The sequence below is a fragment of the Paenibacillus sp. JT31N17 genome, from assembly GCF_056269255.1.
This window is the reverse complement of record NZ_JBWDNP010000001.1, coordinates 1,301,630-1,321,756: the sequence shown is the minus strand read 5'-3', so window position 1 is coordinate 1,321,756 and position 20,127 is coordinate 1,301,630. Positions and strand designations below refer to the sequence as shown.

At 49.2% G+C, this 20,127-nt stretch carries 18 protein-coding genes; 2 read left to right on the top strand and 16 right to left on the bottom strand.

Annotation, left to right across the window (positions count from 1 at the left end; translation table 11 throughout):
- Positions 1-69 precede the first annotated feature (69 nt).
- Positions 70-738, bottom strand: a complete 669-nt coding sequence (locus tag AC0YOB_RS05610; RefSeq protein ID WP_475791927.1) for a cyclase family protein — start codon at positions 736-738, stop codon at positions 70-72.
- Positions 739-949: 211 nt separating this feature from the next.
- On the opposite strand from AC0YOB_RS05610, the gene AC0YOB_RS05605 reads away from it, so the two are divergent.
- Positions 950-1,513 carry a dihydrofolate reductase family protein gene (locus tag AC0YOB_RS05605; RefSeq protein WP_475791926.1) on the top strand — a complete coding sequence of 188 codons (564 nt, stop codon included), beginning with the start codon at positions 950-952 and terminating at the stop codon, positions 1,511-1,513.
- Positions 1,514-1,568: 55 nt separating this feature from the next.
- On the opposite strand, the gene AC0YOB_RS05600 is transcribed toward AC0YOB_RS05605, so the two are convergent.
- Positions 1,569-2,429, bottom strand: coding sequence for a tyrosine-type recombinase/integrase (locus AC0YOB_RS05600; RefSeq protein ID WP_475792310.1), 861 nt, complete (start codon positions 2,427-2,429; stop codon positions 1,569-1,571).
- 382 nt (positions 2,430-2,811) lie between these two features.
- Between AC0YOB_RS05600 and AC0YOB_RS05595 the strand changes: the two genes are divergently transcribed.
- On the top strand, positions 2,812-3,444 hold the full coding sequence (locus AC0YOB_RS05595) for a TetR/AcrR family transcriptional regulator (protein ID WP_475791925.1): 633 nt from the start codon (positions 2,812-2,814) through the stop codon (positions 3,442-3,444).
- A 334-nt stretch (positions 3,445-3,778) separates the two neighbouring features.
- Here AC0YOB_RS05595 and AC0YOB_RS05590 read toward each other — a convergent pair whose 3' ends face one another.
- From AC0YOB_RS05590 to AC0YOB_RS05525, 14 genes are all read right to left on the bottom strand, one after another.
- Positions 3,779-4,318: a GNAT family N-acetyltransferase gene (locus AC0YOB_RS05590; RefSeq protein WP_475791924.1), complete on the bottom strand. Its 540-nt coding sequence runs from the start codon at positions 4,316-4,318 to the stop codon at positions 3,779-3,781.
- A gap of 240 nt (positions 4,319-4,558) precedes the next feature.
- Positions 4,559-5,074: a dihydrofolate reductase family protein gene (locus AC0YOB_RS05585; RefSeq protein ID WP_475788371.1), complete on the bottom strand. Its 516-nt coding sequence runs from the start codon at positions 5,072-5,074 to the stop codon at positions 4,559-4,561.
- 45 nt (positions 5,075-5,119) lie between these two features.
- Positions 5,120-6,013 (bottom strand): alpha/beta fold hydrolase, encoded by an 894-nt coding sequence (locus AC0YOB_RS05580; RefSeq protein ID WP_475791923.1) that lies wholly within the window; start codon positions 6,011-6,013, stop codon positions 5,120-5,122.
- A 330-nt stretch (positions 6,014-6,343) separates the two neighbouring features.
- A complete protein-coding gene (locus tag AC0YOB_RS05575; protein ID WP_475791922.1) occupies positions 6,344-7,081 on the bottom strand; it encodes a phytanoyl-CoA dioxygenase family protein in 738 nt (245 codons plus the stop codon).
- 114 nt (positions 7,082-7,195) lie between these two features.
- Positions 7,196-8,269: a Gfo/Idh/MocA family protein gene (locus AC0YOB_RS05570; RefSeq protein WP_475791921.1), complete on the bottom strand. Its 1,074-nt coding sequence runs from the start codon at positions 8,267-8,269 to the stop codon at positions 7,196-7,198.
- A gap of 4 nt (positions 8,270-8,273) precedes the next feature.
- Positions 8,274-9,272, bottom strand: coding sequence for a Gfo/Idh/MocA family protein (locus AC0YOB_RS05565; protein WP_475791920.1), 999 nt, complete (start codon positions 9,270-9,272; stop codon positions 8,274-8,276).
- Positions 9,273-9,275: 3 nt separating this feature from the next.
- On the bottom strand, positions 9,276-10,076 hold the full coding sequence (locus tag AC0YOB_RS05560; protein WP_475791919.1) for a phytanoyl-CoA dioxygenase family protein: 801 nt from the start codon (positions 10,074-10,076) through the stop codon (positions 9,276-9,278).
- A 160-nt stretch (positions 10,077-10,236) separates the two neighbouring features.
- Positions 10,237-11,847 carry a helix-turn-helix domain-containing protein gene (locus AC0YOB_RS05555; RefSeq protein WP_475791918.1) on the bottom strand — a complete coding sequence of 537 codons (1,611 nt, stop codon included), beginning with the start codon at positions 11,845-11,847 and terminating at the stop codon, positions 10,237-10,239.
- Entirely contained in the window at positions 11,825-13,585 is a 1,761-nt protein-coding gene (locus tag AC0YOB_RS05550) for a sensor histidine kinase (RefSeq protein ID WP_475791917.1), read from the bottom strand. Before AC0YOB_RS05550 ends, AC0YOB_RS05555 begins: the two co-directional genes overlap by 23 nt.
- A 136-nt stretch (positions 13,586-13,721) precedes the next feature.
- Complete coding sequence (locus AC0YOB_RS05545; protein WP_475791916.1) at positions 13,722-15,449, bottom strand: extracellular solute-binding protein; 1,728 nt, start codon at positions 15,447-15,449, stop codon at positions 13,722-13,724.
- A gap of 57 nt (positions 15,450-15,506) precedes the next feature.
- On the bottom strand, positions 15,507-16,406 hold the full coding sequence (locus AC0YOB_RS05540) for a carbohydrate ABC transporter permease (protein WP_475788362.1): 900 nt from the start codon (positions 16,404-16,406) through the stop codon (positions 15,507-15,509).
- A gap of 12 nt (positions 16,407-16,418) precedes the next feature.
- A complete protein-coding gene (locus tag AC0YOB_RS05535) occupies positions 16,419-17,375 on the bottom strand; it encodes an ABC transporter permease (RefSeq protein ID WP_210040149.1) in 957 nt (318 codons plus the stop codon).
- Between the two features lie 126 nt (positions 17,376-17,501).
- A complete protein-coding gene (locus AC0YOB_RS05530; protein WP_475791915.1) occupies positions 17,502-18,893 on the bottom strand; it encodes a glycoside hydrolase family 32 protein in 1,392 nt (463 codons plus the stop codon).
- A 776-nt stretch (positions 18,894-19,669) separates the two neighbouring features.
- A complete protein-coding gene (locus tag AC0YOB_RS05525) occupies positions 19,670-20,095 on the bottom strand; it encodes an SRPBCC family protein (RefSeq protein ID WP_475791914.1) in 426 nt (141 codons plus the stop codon).
- Positions 20,096-20,127 lie beyond the last annotated feature (32 nt).

Below are 20,127 nucleotides of genomic sequence, written 5' to 3'. Positions count from 1 at the left end.
CTTAAGTGATGCATGCCGCTGCTGTCAGCATGTCCTGCTCAAGGGGATTTTTTAGTTTCATCGGGGCATTTAGAAAGCCATAGCCACAGCTCTGACGGGAGCTCCGCCGAAGCCCTGCAGCTTCAGAGGAAACGCGCATAAATACCAGCGTTCCTCGGTTAGAAGCTCCTCAGTCAGGTACAGCTCCTCAAGCGGCCAAATTTCATTTGACAGCAATACCTCATGCGCAGGCCGCCCCTTACCTTCTCCCCAGCCACCGATGCTGAGACCGTCAATACCGACTCCCTTGACGCCGCGAGATACGAGCCATTCGGCTCCCTCACCGCTAAGATAAGGCCACCGATGGTAATAATCTTCGTTATATCCGCGCTTTAACCCCCAACCCGTGCAGAGAAGAACAATATCGCCTTCGCGGATGCGGTCGCTATAGAGCTCAAGATGACTGCTGCCGATTGGCGAATCGGCTTCAATGCCGAACAGGTTAATCGGTACCGCTTCACCCTGGAACTGTTCGACCGGAAACTGTTCAATCGTCTTTCCTTGCGGGTAGAAATGAAACGGTACATCAAGATGCGTAGCGGTATGCACATTCATATCCAGCCTTTCGGCTGTAAAGCCATCATTGGGACAAAGCGCTTCGTAACGGACCTCCACCATTCGGTAAGTCGGCCAGCCTGGACAGTTGTGATAGACTGGTTGGGATAAATCAACAACTTTCCTCGGGGTCGGCATTGGCATCTTTCAACCTCCTATTTGTACTTGAATATGATCAATATAAGCGCTTACAATACACAATAACAAGCTCAAAAAAATTATATCATACTATGAGAAATCCAACCGGCAAAAGAGAGCAATTGATAAGAAATGATCAATAGGTATATTTGCTAAGATATAAGAAAGAGCCGCTATCAACAATTAATCCGAATTTCTGTGAGAAGGGGCCTGGCAAATGAGGAAAATCATTTTGTACATGCAAATATCACTTGATGGCGTTGTTTCGGATGTCAATGAATGGATGACATTCAGTGATGAAATTGCCGCAGATGCGCTTGAGTCCTATAATAATGTGGATACCATCGTGATGGGAGGCAATACTTACCTCTCGATGGCCGAATATTGGCAGGATGCGGAAAAATCATCTGATTCCGCGCTTGAGCGGTCAGTTGCCAAAAGAATAAACGAAATGAAGAAGATTGTTATTTCACGTTCAAAAATGGATATTCTGGCTTGGAATAATTCACAGCAATTAATCCTTGATGAAAGCTTTGTTCATGAAATTGAAAAGCTCAAAAACAGTGACGGCAAGAACATCTCCGTTGAAAGCGGAGTGAAAACCTGGCAGTTATTTTTACATCACGATCTTTTTGATGAACTGTTGTTATTCGTACATCCCGTAGTCGCTGCTCAAGGCGAAAGGCTGTTCACGGATGCTGGAACAAAGTTCTCCCTGCACCTGAGCAGCACTAAAGTATATAAGAATGGCGTTGTTGGGTTGCAGTACCAGAAGATATAAGGTCTTAAGAGCGGAGTCTGGCTGCCGCTCTTGACCGGCGGGACACTTAAACCGGCTATCCCATCGCATGCAGCGGAATGTTCACCATCGACATCGCCTGTTTCTTTTGTTCATCATTCACATGCGTGTAGATCATTGTCGTTTCAATGGATGAGTGTCCCAATAACTCTTTGACAACCCTGATATCGATCCCATTTCTCAGGAGCATCGTGGCAAAACTGTGCCTTAATTTGTGGCATGAGAGTTTCATATCCGTGACTTTGGGGTTCTTCTCTTTAAAGGCCGAGAAGGTTTGCCCAACAATTTTCTGGATCTGCCGTATGGAAAGCCTCTTCCCCTTTTGTGAAACAAAAAAAGCATCCTCCTTCGCACTGAAAGGCGTGATTCTTTGTGCTTCTACCTCGATCAGATACGACAGCAAAACAGCAGGTACTGGGATTTCGTTCCATTTACGCCCTTTTCCGAATACTTCGATGGACTCCTTCCCTTTCTTGAAATCCTTGAGATTCAGCCGATGTACCTCGCCAACCCGAAGTCCGCAATAGCCCATAAGCAAAAAAACCGCGATATTCCTGCTTCGGTACCGCCCATCAATATACCGGAGTGTCTCGACAAGCTCTTCTTCTTCGAGATATACGGGTTTCTTGTTTTTCTCCGTTTTTGATTTTTTCACCTCAAGAGCCGGATTGCGGTTAGCCATTTCGAAATCGATCAATGCCACATAAAAGGAGCGGATAGCCGATAATGTCCTGTTCCGTGTCCGGTCCCCGGTCGAACGCTGTTTGGCCACCAAAAATCCCACAACGTTCATTTTCCCTGCATCCTCTGCCGGAAGTCCTTCTAATGATTGAAGATAAGAACAGGCTTCTCTCAAATACTCTTTTTGCGTGGTATCCGTATAACCCGCTTGCTTCATCCATATAGAAAAACAATGAAGCTGTTTCCCGTACAATTCTTCAAGCTCATAATCCCGCGGCAAATTTAATCCCCCTCTTAATCCCTCATGTAACCGGTCCACAACATAAAGAATGTCCGCGGCGGCTTGTATATGTCTGTTTATTGGCTTCGATACATTCAAACACAGCATACTGTGCCCCTCTTACGATTATAAAATCGTTTTAAACCGAAAGTGCGCCAAACATGTATTTTGCGCACTTATTATAGCACATATTTGTTCCCAAATGCGGTACAAAAATCATGGATATCGCCTGAAGCGTACTACCTCCGGATTATCACCGGCGTATATCTTGACTAATAATTGTTTATAGTTATAATATAATGAACGGTCTGTCTTTTATGTGGCAACCAGCTTCAAACAGGAGGTGTTTACGATTAAAAAAGGTGAAAAATCAAAAAAACATATTATAGAACAATCCGCCATGCTGATGAACCAGCATGGTTTCCTGGCTACTCCGCTTTCTGAAATTGTGGAAGCAACCGGAATGCAGAAAGGCGGAATTTATAACCACTTTAAAGACAAAGAGGAATTGGCTTTGCTTGCCTTTGATCAATGCTGCAGCGTGATTCAACAATATATTGAAGATGCGCTCCATTTGAAGACATCAGGGACGGACCGTATCATCGCCTTTATTGAAGTTTATTCTACATTTGGAGAGAACCCTACGATACCAGGGGGTTGTCCCATTATGAATGCAAGCATTGAAGCCGATGACGGACAATCCGCAAAACTTCTGGAAAGAGCGCAAGGCGCCATGCAGCATTTAATCCATTTCCTCAGGGACGAAATCACGGACGGAATTGCGAACAAGGAATTACGCCCTGATATAGACCCTCAAAAAACGGCAACTCTTATCATGAGTACTATTGAAGGCGGCATTCTTCTGAACAAATTATTTAACGACCGTTTTCATATTACAACGGTCCAAAATCATTTGAAGGATTATATAAAAAACGAGCTCAGCATAAATTGAAAATGGAGTTGCTGCAGATGATCTATTACGATTCTGCCCATGGACAGGTTTCCTGGAGGAGCAAAAGAAAAGCGGCAAATTATTGATGGATTCCCGTAAAGGCTCTGCCATTAAAGCGGAGGATCAGGAGTGTGTCGCGCAGCAATTCGTGGCCCGCGCTTATGGGGTTGGACTTCGATATCTCGCAATGCTTTTGCCTAAAAGCATGATTGCCAGGCTGAGTCTGGATCGAACAATAGATGGTCTGGGAGAGCTTCCGTATGAGCTTGTAAATTTCAGCGAGATGGAAGAAGCGGTTCAATGGCTGACCCATCCGCAAATTTGTTTAGCACATCTACTCTCCATTTTCCATTGCCCCATCGATATCCAGCCGCCAGTTGTTGCACTGCATGATTTTCCCTGGCGGGTATTCAAATTCGCACTGATGCATCAACGAAAAGCCGAGCTTCCGGCATACTGCGTTCGACGCCGGATTATTGACAGACGGGAACGCATGAATATACCTATGCTTATGTTCCCTGTGGGCACTTGTAATAGCTTCTCTGACACCTGCGGTCGCTATGCCTCTGCCTTGATAAGGCGGCAGTATGCTCCAGCCGATTTCGTAGACGCGCTCTTCCTCCCACTTGCTGTCCCAGTACCCGACACTGCCGACAGCTTCAAGTTCTGGAAGCAATACAATGCTGAACATCCGGCCTGTCCCTCGTCCGCCAATTTCAAGATACCGCTTGTGCCGGGAAAGGATCTGTTCGCCGGTTTCCGGACCTCCAAGATGCTCCATCATCTCCGGAGCATTAATAAGACGCAGCAAATCCAGATTGGAATCGGCCCAAGGCTCTATCCGGACGAGTGATGGATTCAATTTCTCCGACATTTCTCTCACTCCTATTATTTTTATTTCTGATCCGGTCACCTTCATGGGCGCACACTTATGTATTCGAGTTTAGAACATATTACGTTTGCCTAATGATATCAAGAACATATGTTCTATGTCAATCAAGCCCCCTGATTTGGAGATTAATTATTTTGATTTGCTTCTATTAAAAGTAAAAAGGCACCGCATCGCTGCAAGCGCCCTTTCCTGTTGCGAATTGTTTGAGTTTGTCATTCTTAATTAAACGCCAACGGCGTAGCGCAGTTGAACAACGCCATTGCCAAGCGGCTTGAAGTCCAGCAGCTCCACATCCTTGTACTGATAGTGGTGTTGGTCTATCAAGAGGTTGAGCCCCTTTCCCTCAAGCACAGGCGCAAAATTGAATATGATCTCCCCAATAAGCCCTTGACCTAAAAATGCATTGTGCAGATCCGCGCCGCCCGCAAGGAGCGCTGTTTGGTAGCCCTTCTCCTGCAGGTAATCGAGTGCTTCCTGCGGGGACCCTACAACCTTGACACCGGGCAATTCATTCATGCTTGTTGAAACCACCACGATATCGATATCGGCAAAAGGACCACCCCCTCCACCGCCGTTTCCACGCATGGCCTCGAACGTTCGGCGTCCGACGATGAAATTACCGGCAGCTATCGCTTGGGCCGCAAAATCGTCGAATGCTTCTTTTTTTGGCGGATGTTCGGCACTGGACTGGGCGTAGTTTCCATTGGCAGACAATGCTGCCCAAAGAATTGTTTTCATAGTTAATTCCTCCATTTTCATTCATAACAATGATAGTTTACAAAATTACACATTTATCAATTCCGGAGACGTTCTCTCAAGGACACTTCGAATCGAAGCCGCAACCCGATCCGGCCGGTCCTCCTGCACATAGTGAGAGGCATCATGCAGGGATTCGGTTATGCTCAAATTAAGATATCCTTGCCATTTTTCCATTTCTTCGGGCGGAAAGCCGGCGCTGTCCTTCGTGCCCCAGAGAATTTGTGCCGGTAAATCAGATAGCACTGACAGTCCCGATTCGATTTCCGCAAGCCACGATCGCGCTTTTCGTATCTGCCTTGGGAAAACCCATGTCGGCTTCCTTGATTCCGGAGTCGGAAACGGGTCGGTATAGGCTTTTCTCAAGCTTTCCGTGATTTTTTCCGAATGAAAAATCCCGTGCGGAACAATCCTTTTGGCGAAGAAGTTCCGCCTTGTCTGCAGCCAGTATCCAATGGGCCATCCTCCCATCGCCAATGAGAAAATCTTCATCGCAGGCAGCGCCGCAGGCCAGGCCCAGGTATTCATGACGACGATGCCCCGCAGATTGTCCCGGTTCCGAACGGCATAATTCAATCCGATCGGTCCTCCCCAGTCCTGGACCACCAGAATCATATTTTTGAGATCCATGAACCGGATTAGCTCCATGACCGCATCGGATTGCTCCTGCGGCGTGAAGCCGTACCGCGAGGGTGCTTTGGACATACCCATTCCGGGGTAATCCGGAGCGATCAGGCGACATTCACTGCTGAGCTCCTTAATGACATTCCGATAGAGATAAGACCATGTGGGGTTTCCGTGAAGGAGAAGTACTACCGGCCCCTGTCCTTCGTCAATGTAATGAATGTGTCCGTCACGGTAAGGCAGCCAATGGTCCTTGAACGGATATTCCGACGAATCCACTTCAAAAGGTCTTTTCATATGTATCGCCTCCAATCCGCTGCTTGCTCCATTTTATTGAGGCTTCAATTTAATGTATCCCCCTGCAACAAGAGTAGTGGATTATGGAACATTTGAAAAGTAGTTACATTAAGGTGCAATAGTTTCATAAAATGAACGATAGAGAAACACTGACCAAGATGAAACGGTAGTCGCCGTCCTTAGGCGGCGCAGCAAGTTTCTTCCCTCAGACCTTATAGAAATGGATAAATGTGAAACTTATATATTCTATAAGGTTAAAAAAACCGCCAAATTGAATTGGCGGTTCCTCTATGTCTTACTATAATAAGACTTGCACAGACATTCATGTTTTCACTTCTTTCTTTTCTCTCCCCCGTGGTATCTGAAAAATATGTTGGAAGGTGTTTGAACGATAACTTTTTGCTCATCGGTCAGCAAATCGAGCAGCTCCTGCGGTCTTTCGAAAGCTCTCCACGAAATCATGGCAGGGGCATATTTATATAATACGGATCGGCGTTCATGCGAGCCCTGCCAGGGGAAGGTTCCATGAGTCAGCGCCTCCGTGAATATCAGTACATCCCCCGCCTTCTGCTCAATATGTACGGTGGCTCCGATATCCGAATAGTCCCTGTACGAATCCGGCACGCGATAATTGGCTTTATGACTTCCGGGGATACAGCAGAATCCGCCGTCATCCGGCCCGATATCTGTCAAGGCGTAAGATACGACAGTCAGGCCGTTGAACATTTCCCCGTCTTTAAAAACATAAAACTGCCCCGGATCGTACGGGGCTCCTCCTCCGTGAAGTCCTAGAGGGGGATGGCCTTTCCGTTGAATAAGGGTATACTCGTGATCCAACCGGTATTCCTGCTTCAGCAGCTCCGTTAGATATGGCACGATTTTGGGATCATCTATCAGATCGCGAAAATCGCTCTCTTCCCAGAGCATAAAGTTTTTCAGCCGCTCCTTACCCTGTTCCATATTCGCATCGATGGCGCTGTTTAACGAAGCAAGCTGCTCCTTGGTCAAAACATTCTTGACCACGATGTATCCCTGTACGTCAAATAAATATTTTTCTTTTTCATTCATCCCGATTCCCTCCGAATTCTTCTGATTTTTGGACATGCGCCTGGCTGCGTCCAATCAAAGAAAGGTATGAGCAGACGCAGGAAGCGTCTGACCCATACCAGATTTTATGCGTTTTCAATCAAAATAGACGGGCTTCCCGGTTTCGGCGGAAATATATACGGCTTCCAGTATGGCTGACACAACCATCGCCTCTTCCGGCTTTACGAGCGGCTCTGTATCATTTACGATACTGCTGATCCACTGCCTGGCTTCATACTCGAAATCAGTCAGTTTCTCTCCTCTGAAATGTTCTCTTACGTTCGGATCAACGTCTATGACATTCAAATATAAGCTGCCGTCCCTCTCGCCGTTAATGCGAAGGCCGTCATTAAAATCAGCGCCGCCCTTGGTGCCGCATAAATACGAGCCGTCTGACTTGGCAATGTTCAGTGCCCAGCTGCTCTCAATCGCAACCACCGCGCCATTTTTGAATTTGACATAACCAAAGGCCGAATCCTCCACTTCAAACTGCTGCGGATCCCAGGAGCCCCATTCGTTGGCTGCGTTTTCTGTATCCTTTAATTTATGGAACACGCTTCCGACCACGCTCTGCGGTTCATAGTTGTTCATCAGCCAGAGGATAAGATCGAGCGAATGGGTTCCGATGTCGATCATTGGACCCCCGCCCTGTTTCTCCTTATCCAGAAAGACACCCCAGGTGGGAACGCCTCTGCGTCTGGTGGCAACCGCTTTGGCGTAATAGATTTCGCCGAGCTCATCGTTTTCAATCATTTTCTTGAGCAGCTGCGACCGCGCCTTGCTACGGTTCTGATATCCGACCGTCAGCTTTTTCCCGGTACGCAAATGAGCCTCGTACATCGCTTTCGCTTCGGCGCCGGTCTTCGCCATCGGTTTCTCGCACATGACATGCTTCCCCGCCTCCAGCGCATCGATTGAGATGACGGCATGCGAAATATTAGGCGTCAGCACATGGACCACTTCAATATCTTCCATCGCGAGCAGCTCTTTGTAATCGGTAAACACCTTCGCTCCGGGAATGCCGTACTTCTCCGCGCCTGCGCGGGCTCTTTCCTCGATCAGATCACAGAACGCGACCATTTCCACATTGTCTACCTTGGCCAGGCTTGGCATATGCTTGCCATTGGCGATCATTCCGACTCCAATTATTCCTACTTTAACAGTCCGCATCCGGTCAGATCCCTCCCGGCTGCTTGAATTCCACCGTTCTTTTCTCGCGGTGAGCGATATAAGCCGTTTCCAGTAGCTCCGTAAGCTTCGTTCCATCCTCCAGCCCGAACGGCATCGGTTTATCCTGGAGAATCCCGTCCACCCACTGAATCAGCGGAAGCGGCTGCTCCGCTGGAAGCTTGCGAGGGGAAACCCATCCCTGCAGCGGAGAATCCGTATGCTTGGAGGCGAATCTGACATGATCGCCGGAGATGATCAAGGTCCCTTCGGTACCGTACAGCTCGAATGCAGCCGGCGTCTGGTAGGTGACAAGACTTGTCTCCAGCAGCGCAACCGCATTGTTCATAAATTCAACCGAGCATTGGGCATTATCTTCAACGGCGCGTCCTGTGAAATAATTAAACATGGAGGTAATGCGTTTCGGTCTGCCCAGAAGCCAGCTTGCCAGATACATCGGATGGCAGCCGAGATCCATCATGGCTCCCCCGCCTGCCTGCTTCTCGTCGTACCAGTATTCGGGCAGCCAATTATTTAACGCTCCGTCGTGACCGTTGCGGATGCGCAGGAGTGTGACAGCGCCAAGCAAGCCATCGTCCACGAGCTGCTTGGCGAACAAATGATGCGGCCTTGTACGGGCGGGAAACGAGATACAGAATTTGACGCCCGCCCGCTGTACCGCGGCAGAAATTTTATCGCACTCCGCAACGGTCAATGCCATCGATTTCTCCGTGAAGATATGCTTTCCCGCATGGGCGGCGGCAATCATCACTTCGGCATGCATGCTGGTAGGGGAATCGATGACGACGGCATCCACATCATCTCTGCGCAGCAGCCTATCCAGATCCGGCTCGAAATCAGCTCCCAGCTCCCCTGCCCACGCGCGTCCCCTGTCCTTGTTCTCATCCCATACCGACGTAATGGTGACGCTTCCATGAGATTGCAGATGTTTGGCATAACCTTCGGCATGAACATGCCACTTGCTGATCATTGCGACATTAAGCATTTGTCATCCCTCCTTATCCGGACTATGAAACGGCAGTGCGGCGTATCCTCCGCCGAATGGCGCGTCAGGCCTTGTGTAATCCCCCATTAAGGCGCGGCGCATTGGCGTTGTTCTTGCCATGAATTCGCTGTTGTTCTCCATGCGGTCGGACGGCTTCACCCATGGCGGCGAATAGATGTAATGCATGGTATAACGGTCGTAATCCTCATTGTGCTCGTAGGTCCGGTGCCAGACGGCGTTATGAAATACAAGCACGGAACCGGCCGTCGCACAAATGACATGGCCGATCGGCGTATCCCCCTTCTGCTCGCGGATCGATGCGGGAAGCGGCACGGCGCTCCGGTGGCTGCCCGGAACCAGCTCCATATTTCCCATTCCCGGTTTCGTCTGATCGGTCAACAGGAATGAGGCTCGCAGCTGCAGCAGCGGAATGGGATGGCTTAACTGATTAAAGTTGTAGGCGCCCGATCCGTCCTGATGCCAGCCTCCCATGACGCCTCTTGCCGGCTGCCTCGTGTTCCAGCCGGATTGGACGATAAACTTGTCGCCGTATAGGCCTCTGATCTTAGGCAGCACCGCCGCATGATCCATCAGTCCTTCGAGCGCCGGTTCCGTTTCATACCCGCGGCCGACCTGACCGAAGGCAGGCGTCCCGGCTGCTTTATGAACTCTCTCCGACGCCTCCAGGCATTGCCGGACCTCCTCCCTCGACAGCACATCGGGAATAATAAAATAGCCCCATGATTCAAATATAAATTTGTCATGATCCGTATAAGCCCCTGCGGACACAACCGGATTCAACATACCCCAGCCTCCTTTTCTCATTAGACGAAACGCGCTCGTTCTCAAGCAGCAAGCCGTTGTTCTACCTTTATTTTCTTCCTTTCTCCGCCTCCTGGAAAGTGTAAATCCTTTAAACGGAGTACCACTCTTTTGCTAAGTCTATGCATTGAATGGAATGTCATTACAGCTTCCATACCTTGGAGCGGTACTGGCTTGGCGTCATCCCATATTGATCTTTGAACACTCTCGTAAAATAACGGTAGTTATTGTATCCGATTTGTTCCCCGATCTGGATAATCGTAAGCTTGGTCCGCTCGAGAAGTCCCTGCGCTTTCTCCATGCGGAGGCGGACCATATAGTCGATAAAATTTTCCCCCACTTCCTGTTTGAACCTCGTACTGAAATAGGATGAGCTGATTCCGGCATAATTCGCTACCTGCTGCAGGGATATATCCCGGTTCATATTGACTTGAATGTATTCAATTCCCTTGAAAACGGGACCGCGCTCCGTCTTGTCCATCTGGATCTCGTCCATTACATAGTGAATCATGTCAGACATCTTTGTTTTCAAATCCTCCAGCGTCTCCGTTTCTTCGAACTGCTGCGGCAGACCGCTGAGCCATTCACTGCTTGCGTTCATGGATTTCAGTTCCGTCAGCTGCTTCGTCACATTCACCAGCAGCTCGCCCGTCGCCCATATGACGCCTTCCGCCGCCCCTCTTTGCTTATGCAAAGCAAACCAATCCTCAAGCACCGCAGCAGCGGATCCGATTTCATTCTGCTTCAAGGCAAGAGCAAGTCGCTTCTCGCATTCGAAGGGATAATTGCACTCTTCATTCCACCCGGCTAATTCTCCTAAGCCGGTAATCGATGATTTCCCTTTGAAAAACTTATGATTCAGCGCTTTTTCCGCCTCGCGGAAAGAACGGGGCAGCGCATCCGGGTCATCCGCTTGCGCACTGCCGCCTATTGAAATCGACAGCTCGAATACGTTCATATACTGCCGCAGCGCCTCCTGAAAGCGCCGCCCGATAAGCAGAGTCCATTCATCCGCGGTTATGCCCATAGAGCTTAACGGGATGATAAAGATAAATCGGTTATCAAATAAGGCAGATGAGAACAGGCAGTGATATTCCCGGGCAATTTCGTTCAGAATGTTCATCACCATAAATTTGCACAGCTTCTGGTCCCGTACGGGATGGTCGAGCAGAAACCGGGCATATTCATCGATTTCGGCAAGGATCGTAATACTTGGGAAGGAAGAAGAAGCGAGATCCAACAGACGAACGCATTCTCTGTCCGAATCCGCATCAGATTGCAGCAAGGTTTGCTGCAGGCAGTGCTGAATGACCGCGCGTTCATTCTCTTTCTTCATGCTGTCTGCCTGCATCAGCCGGCTTCGGCGCATATGCTTTTCATCCAGACTCACCTTCAAGCTTTCAAATTCCAGGCACAGCTGCTCTTTAGTAATCGGTTTCAATAAATAGACCGCAACGCCCAGCTTGATGGCTTGCTGCGCGTATTCGAATTCGCCATACCCGCTGGAGATGACCACCTCAGTATCGAATCCGGCGTCGCGGATCCGGCTGACAAGCTCCATGCCGTCCATCCGCGGCATCCGAATATCGGTCATGATGGCGTCAATACGGCCGTCGGACTGCAATTTTTCCCATGCAGCCAATCCGTCCTCCACAACATCGACACAATGGAATCCGAAGCTTTCCCAATCCACGACTTTCGATAACCACTTACGAGTCGACCATTCGTCTTCAACCAGAAGCAGCCTGTACATCTGAATCCTCCTTTAACAAGGGAAGATAGAGCCTTACTTCCGTACCTTTCCCCACTGTGGATGTAAGGCTAAGTCCATAGGCCTGACCGAAATACATTTGAATCCGATTGTTGATATTTTTCAAGCCGATGCCCGAATCGGCACCATGATAGGAAATCCCTGCGCGTATACGCAATAATTGCGCCTCCGGTATCCCCGACCCATTATCCGTTATGGTAATTTCAACATTCCTGTCAATGACTTTCCCTTCTACACGTATAACACCTCCTTTGCCTCTGCTGCCAAGTCCATGCCGGATAGCATTTTCCAGAATCGGCTGCAAAATGATTTTCAAGGTGTACATCCCATACAGGCGGGGATCAATCTCCCAGACAACCTCGAAGCATTCTCCAAAACGGATGCGATGAATTTCCAAATAACATTCGGCATGATGGATTTCATCCCGCCAGGCGATCACCCGGTTTCCTTTGGAAACCGAAATGCGGAATAAATCCGATAAAATGATGACCATACGCACGGCTGTATCGCCTTCATCCAGCTCAATCTCATTTTTAATGGAGTCTAAGGTGTTATACAGAAAATGGGGATTAATTTGCGTCTGCAAAAAATTCAATTCCAGTTCTTTAATTTTCAGCTTCTTCACGAAGTTTTCCTGGATTTGCTGGTCCAACTGGCTGAGCATCACGTCAAAGCTCGTACTGATTACCCCGATTTCATCATTGCGCCGTTCCACGCTTTGCCTGTAGGTCACTCCTTTTCCTACGAGCAGCACCCGTTGATGCAGCAGCCGCAGCCTCAGGGTGAGTCTTTGCGTAAAGAGGAAAGAAAGCACAGTGAAAACGACCATGCTTATCCCGCCAACCAGGAGCAGCATATTCCGGAGCTGAATGGCACTCCCGTTCAGCGAGCTTTGCGGCACAAGCAGAAAGCTGGTCAGCTGGTTCTCACCGACGCTCTTGTACCATAAGGAATAGTTCTTCTTATCGAGCGTCACCGCCAGCTCATTCCCTGCGTCCCCTCCGCTTCGGGACAGACGGACGATCTCCTGCGGAGCCGGTTGGCCCATATAGGCCTCCGACGAGGAATGGTACATATAGGTTCCTTGATTGCCTAGAATAAATACCTGATCCGGCGCGTTTCCCGCCCTTGCGTCCGCAGGTGTGGGGATGATGGAGGATAATTCAATAACCATGCGCAAATAACCAAGCTTTTGAAAGGATTTCAATGAGTAAATAGGCTTGATTAAAGCATAATTGTATTTCCCGTTCTTCTCGTCGTATTGCAGCATCCACACGTCGGAATCCTGTAAATAGCCGGCATCGACGGAGTCGAACAAGGATTGAATGGGCAGCCAGTATAAGCCGTCCGAGAGCTTTCCCGATTTAAGCGAGAAGAATTGGATCGACGAAATATCGGAGGCGCGATAGGCGAAAATATATCGGATCGTTGTCTTGATTTCCTTGTTCATCATAAAAATGCCCTTTTGGACATAGGCATCGGGGTCCTCGAAAGCGTTCTGCACGACCTCGGACAAGGTTAATTGATCCGCAATGCTCTCATAAAACTTCAGATTAAAGCTTACGGTCGTATTCAGCTGCTCCAATACCTTGCGGTAGGAATCGCCCACCTGTTTGTCCACCAGCTGGTTGGCCTGGTTAAAGAAGACATAGCTGACTACCGTAATCGGGATCACGATGGTAACCAGACAAACGACCATCAGCTTATGATGAAATTTCATGTACATTCACCTGCACAATTCTTAGTAGGAGCATAACCTATCAATTCGATTCTCTGCCCGGTTCCCCTTCCAATAACGGATAAAAAAGAAGGAACAGCGGGAGCCGGATCATCCCGCCCCGCCATTCCATCAACTGTCAGCCTGCTGTATTATAGGCCCTGAATTTAATGGTCCCTGCTGCCACAGCATCATTCATCGCTTTCTCTATCTCATGAATGCCGGCCGCCTCCAATTGTTTTCTTGCCGCGTCGACAATACTGCGCGCTTCTTCTTCTGTCTTCGCATAGAAGGCTTGCTTGTTGACATCCGCCAATTTATCGGCGATCGGCTTGATCTGTTCCCACTGCTGCTGCGATTGGGCAAATACCCCCGGGTCGTAGCCTTCCGCCAGCTCAACCCCGTTGGGCCGCAAGGTCTTGGTGATTTCCTCCACCAATTTCGTTCTTGGATCCACCTGATAGCCAAACTCTCCGCCAAGCTGGGAAAACATTCTTTTCGCTCCGGAGACATTGGCATACCCTGCATTGATCCCTTCATTGACAAGCGCATTGACCGGGTCCTCCTGCATCTTCGTGACCCATTCCGGCTTCGCGACAGGCTTGCCGTCCACCAAATCATAGTGCACGCCTTCAACACCGTAGTGTGTCAGCAGATAACCTTCGTCGGACATCAGGAAATCGAGAACCCGGGCAGCGGCATCGGGGTTTTTCGACTTCTTCGTAATCGCCACTACATCCGAGCCCTGCGATATCAATTGGGCTTTATACGGATCGCCGTTAATATCGTTCAACGGTCCAAGCGTTTCCAGCTCCGCCTCCGGATGTGCATTGACAAAGCTGCGCGTTGCATCGTAAATAGCATAATAATGGGCGGACAGCACCCCATAGCGGCCTTGCGCCACCTTCTCCTGGGCAAGCGCATCGGACTGCACGAATGCTTCCGGGTCGATCAGACCGTCTTGAAGCAGCTTCTGCATATATAGAATATAATCCATTTGGCCCTGCGTCATGAAGGTGTACTGCGCCTTGCCCTCACTGTCGAAGGAGAAGCCGCCGGAGCTGCTGTAGAACATTTTATTAATGATATCAAGCGCCCATCCGCCGTGGAATGCGCCCATCGGGATGACAGATTGACCGTTCGACGTCAAGTTGGCATCCTTGATCGCTTTAAGATAGTTGTAGAGGTCGTCAGGCGTGTGAACAGACTGGGGATCAATATCGATTTGAGCGGCAATATCCTTGCGGACGTACTGGCCATACAGCCAGTCTCTCAGGTCCTCGGGCTTCGCAGCCATTTGGGAGTACAGCATATATGATTTTCCGTCGAAATTGGCAGGATCGAAATATCGGGCCCACATATGCGGAGGAACATTCTTTTCTTCGACTGTCGCGGCCAGGTTCGGGTATTTCTGCAAATACGGCGTCAGGTCGACCAGTTGATTTTCCTTCGCAGCCTTGAGGATGGCTTCCATTTCCCCTCCGCCCGCCCAGGCAGGTCCTGTATAAATATCAGGCAAGTCCTGCGTAGCGAAGATCGTATTTACCTTCTCTATTTCATTTTGCGTGACCTCGATGATTTTCAGCGTTACGCCGGTCTTTTCTTTAATGACCTTCGCAACCGGATTGTTCTCCTCATCCTCGGGGGCTGTGTTCCCGCCGTTCCAATTGGTCAGCAGTGTCAGCGTGACATCTTCGAATTGATTTCCGTCATCCGGTGCATTTTGATTCTCGCTTGCGGTGGAATTCGGCGGTGAATTTGTTGTGTTGTTCGTTGATGAATTGTTTGAACAGGCCGTCGAAGCAGCCAACAGCAGAGCAATCGCGAGCAGAGAGAAGCTTTTTCCTCGCTTCTTTTGTCCCTTCATCTTCTTTCCTCCTTCATCAACTGGAAATCTATGATAAAGCTCCCGGGTTAGGAGCGGTTACCCCTTGATCGATCCGAGCATCGCTCCCTTGACGAAATGCTTCTGGAAAAATGGATAAATACACAAGATCGGCAGCGTTGCGGTTACGAGAATCGCCATCCGCAGCGATTCGGGAGTCGTTCTCAGCAGCTGCATGCTCATTTCCGTCGTACCGCCGCCAGAGTTGGTATTATTGCGGGTCGCATTGAGGAACGCCTCCGATTGCGTCAACAGATTCTGAAGCAGCGTCTGTACGGGAATCAGGTCTTTATTCGAGACAAAATAGGAGCCGGTGAACCAGTCATTCCAATGGAAAACACCGATAAATATCGAAACAACGGCAAGCACCGGTCCAGATAAGGGGACGATAATGCGCAGAAAAATCCGCACATCCCCATAGCCGTCAATTTTGGCCGATTCGATCATTTCCTCGGGCAGCTGCTCCAAAAAAGTCCGCATTATGATAATGTGAAAAAAGTTGAACAGAAAAGGCAGGATGTACACCCAGAACGTATTGAACAGCCCCAATTTCTGCAGAACGATGAACAATGGGATAAAACCCGCGTTGAAGATGGTTGGAATAAAGATGAAAAAGGTGAAAAAGTTTCTTCCCGGGAGCTTCCTCCTGGACAGGGCGTATGCGGCCAGCATACATAAGCTGACATGCAGCAGGGTGCCAATGACTGTTCGAAGCAGCGTAATTTTATAGGCGTTCAGAAGCGCCGTATCCTTGAAAATTTCCCGGTAGTTCTCCAGGGTGAACTTCCTCGGCCAGAAATGAATGCCCCCCTGCATGGCGTCAATCCCTTCATTCAGCGAATAGGCCGCTATATATATGAACGGGTAGAGCGTACAGAAAGCAAACAAGCCAAGGAAGAAATAATTGAGCAGCGTAAACCATGACCATCTGATGACCATAAACAGCCCCCTCTAGAACAACGATGTTTCACTTACTTTTTTGCCGATCCGGTTTACCGTCAGAATGAGAATGAAGGCGATGATGCTTTGGAACAACCCGACTGCCGTCGCATAGCTGAGCCGTCCCTCGCGGAGCCCGGCCTGGATCACATACGTATCGAGCACGGTACCGACCGCGGCAGTCGCGGGATTGCTCATCAGAAGCAGCTGCTCGTAGCCGGCCGTCATGAGCGTTCCGCATTCGAGGATGAACAAAATAATCGTAATGCTGCGAATCCCCGGCAGCGTCACATGCCACATCTGCCTGAACCGGCTTGCGCCGTCAATTTTGGCTGCTTCATACTGCTGCTGATCGATTCCCGCAATCGCCGCCAGATAAATAATCGAATTCCATCCGATCGATTTCCAGATATAAGAGGAAATGATCAGCGGGTAGAACCAATCCACGTTTCCCATAAAGAAGACAGGCTGGCTCCCGATCGAAGTGATCCATTCATTAACAGGACCCCCGCTTGGCGTAAGCAGACGCTGCATCAGTGTAACGACAACAACCCATGAAATAAAATGAGGCAAATAGAAGATCGTCTGCACATAACGCTTGAACCACTGCTTGCGGACCTCATTGATCAGAACCGCAAGAATAATGGGAGCCGGAAATCCGATGATCACCTTCAACAAACTGATCACAACCGTGTTGCGGATAATATCCGCTGCCTGGTAGTAATCGAAGAACTGTTCGAAGTATTTCAAACCTGCCCATGGGCTCCCAAGAATGCCGTCCGCGTAGTTGAATTCCTTGAACGCAAGCACCAGTCCAAATAACGGCGTATAGGAAAAAATAATGAACCAAACCAAAACGGGCAATAAAAACAAGTAAAATATGCGATGCTCCCAGATCCTCTTCCGTAAATAAGGCCAGTTTATCGAGTTAGCCGTGTGCGGCTGAGCTTCTCCCGGGACAGGCTTCATCTTATCGGCTCCCCTCCATTTGAGTATTCATTTTAAAATGTAAAGGCTTACATAAGATGATACGCCTCCTAAGCCCCTTAGGAGAAGTCTAATTATTTTCAGTCAGGTACCATTATTTTCCGTATATCAGATTATAATTGCTGGATTCATTTGCCAAACCTCAAACCGGGACACTATTAGTCCGCTGCTTGCAGAGACCGTCAACCCGTCGCTATCAGCCAAGGACGGATAAACGCGCGAGGATAGACAAGCTTCATCCCCCGCAAATACTTCAATGATGGAATGGTCGACAAATAATCTCACGTCCAGGCGCCCGTTTTCCAGCTCGGGAAGCTGGCCTGTGATGCAGGATTTATGCGTTCCGGGAAACAGGCTTGATCGCGTCCGGTCAATCATGATAGACATTGCCGAAGGATCAATCACGATCTGGGTCTCTTCTTCTCCGCCGCTTGAACGCAAAACTGAAATCACGACTGGCTCCGTCACGCCCGCCAAATCAAGCTCGCCATATGCCTCATAGGCACGGGAATGAATCCCGGTGTCATAGGGCTCTGCATGTACAGCCAACTCATGAAAGACCGAATGATCTCCACGCAGCGCGCTTAGCTCCGGAACGGGGGCCATCGCAATTTTCCCATTGTCCTTCAGACTCACCACCCGCGGCAAGGCAAGCGCTCCTGCCCAATCCAGCTGCAAGGGGAAGTCTTCTCCTCTTGAGCCTTCGGGCATCCACCCGAGCAGGATTCTTCTTCCGGAAAGATCGGTGAAGCCGGTTGAGGCATAGAATCCTTCCCATCCGCCATGGTCTGCGTAACCGGTCGCATTTGGCTGCAGCTGCAGCTGCTCATTTACCGTGCCGGTAACATAGCGCACTTCGCCGGACGGGGAGTAGAAAAGAACATACCGGTTATCGAATTTGAATACATGCGGGCATTCCCAAATGGACTCGTCCCCTTTATGAAAGAAACCCGTAAATTCCCAGTCGTGCAGGTCGCTTGAGCGGTACAAGGCAGCACAGCCCTTCCCTTTATGAACGCCGCCAAGCACCATCCGCCATCCGTCTGAGTCCCGCCACACATAGGGGTCACGCCACTCTTCGATCTTTACGTCCCCATGAATTTTTCCCGCAAGCACGGGATTATTCCGGGATTTCTCCCAGGTTATCAAATCGCCGCTGCCGTGTGCCGTCCATTGTTCGGCTCCGGTTGTGGCATTACGCTCTCCGGTGCCGATACTGGTGTAGAACAGCGTGGCTTTCCCTTCTTCAACAACCGAGCACCCCGAATAACAATGATATTCGCCGCGATCCCTGGAGGGGGAAAGCGCCACGGGAAGGTATTCCCAGTTCACCAGATCCCTGCTCTTGGCATGGCCCCAATGGATGTTTCCCCACTCGGGCTTATCCGGATTATGCTGGTAGAACAGATGATATTCCCCATTGAGATGAAAAGGCCCGTTAGGATCGTTCATCCAGTTCAATTTCGATGTAAAATGATAGACCGGCCGATAATTATCCATTATATTGCCTCCCTTAAATGTGGCGGATACCGGGATCGCGGAATAATGAAAGGATCACAGTATCCATTGCCAAGTATTCCTTTTCATTATGACAATGTTCCGAGCAAAATCACACCATCAAATCCCAGACCGGTCTGCATCAAGAAAAAACTGTTGCTGAAAGAATCTCTTTCATAAAAACCATGTCACAAAAACAAGTACAAATCAAAAACTGCTGACAATAAACGATGTAAGCCGGGAGACAAGCGTTCCAGCCACAACAATTCGGTATTGGGTTGCCACACTAATTAAGGACATTAAATAATTAATTAATGTCATTAAACAATAACTGAATATTTGCAATAGATCCCAGATAAGCAGTATTCTGCGCTATATCAACGCTGCATCCAGGTGGAAAACGGGCTGCTTTGATAATCAGATCCAGAAGTCCAACGTGATAAATATCCAGTGACACTTGAACGGATGACGAATTAAAAACACCACGAATATAAGAGTCCGTGGTGTGAGGATTAGTTCCGGGCCGCCATTATTGTTGCTGCATTTCTTCCAGCATGCGTTCTCCGGGCAATTCCGGGATCGGGCTCAGGGGTCAGGCGGTACGTTTCGTACAACTCTTGAACCGTTATTTGATCGGGATACTGACGTAATTCCGCTGCCCCACGTCTGTTAACGCGTGACTGCTGCAGATTCGGATGTGCTACAATAACCGTTGTTTTCAAATATTTACTGCTCTTGTCCCAAGGAGAAGTTAGTATCTGATCGAAAATCATATGCGTTTAGCTGGCCGGCGAGCCATTCTTAATTTCTGCCTCTATGGTCTGCTTCATTACCTCAGCTCCGCGGTCTATGCGCGTCCGGACTTCCGCAGCCCGCTCATCGGGCAAAAAGTCGGTAATCCAGACAAGCCGGGAGTGGCTGCTGCTTTCTGCAAAGACCTGAAGCGAAGCGTGATGATGCTTTAGCGGCATAGGTCCCTCGACTACCGCATACGCCAGCCGATATGCTTCATCATCCACGGAAACGATAAGCTCGCGTACGACAGCCCCGTTTGCAAAAGTAAGAATTCTGTTGTCGCCATCCAGTTGTGTATCGACGGTGTAGCCAGGCACGAAACGCCGATGCACCGAGCCGACATCGCTTACCGCATCCCACACTTGCTCGAGGTTGGCCTCAATCATGATTTCCTTCCGAATGGTCCCCATTTACTTCACTCTCCTTATAATCATCTTATTTT